Here is a 243-nt window from a genome sequence, read left to right as displayed (position 1 = left end):
GAGGCGATGTCCGATGATCCGGACTTCGAATATCTGATCGTGGATTCCACCATCGTCCGGGCGCATCAGCACGCCGCCGGGGCGAAAAAAGGGGGTCTGAAGATCAAGCGATCGGGCGCTCGCGCGGCGGCTTGAGCACCAAGATACATATGGCGGTTCGGGGCTTGGGATGTCCCGTGCGGTTCACGCTCACCGCGGGCCAGAAGGGCGATGCACCGCAAGCCGCCGCATTGATCGAAGGCT

General features: G+C 63.0%; 1 pseudogene. It reads left to right on the top strand.

The window, feature by feature from the left end:
- Positions 1–243: pseudogene (locus FNJ47_RS48565) on the top strand (transposase); the annotation flags it as partial.

Origin of the sequence: Bradyrhizobium uaiense (genome assembly GCF_010811875.1) — a bacterium.
GTDB classification, from domain to species: Bacteria; Pseudomonadota; Alphaproteobacteria; order Rhizobiales; family Xanthobacteraceae; genus Bradyrhizobium; species Bradyrhizobium uaiense.
This window is presented reverse-complemented; position numbering and strand designations above follow the sequence as displayed.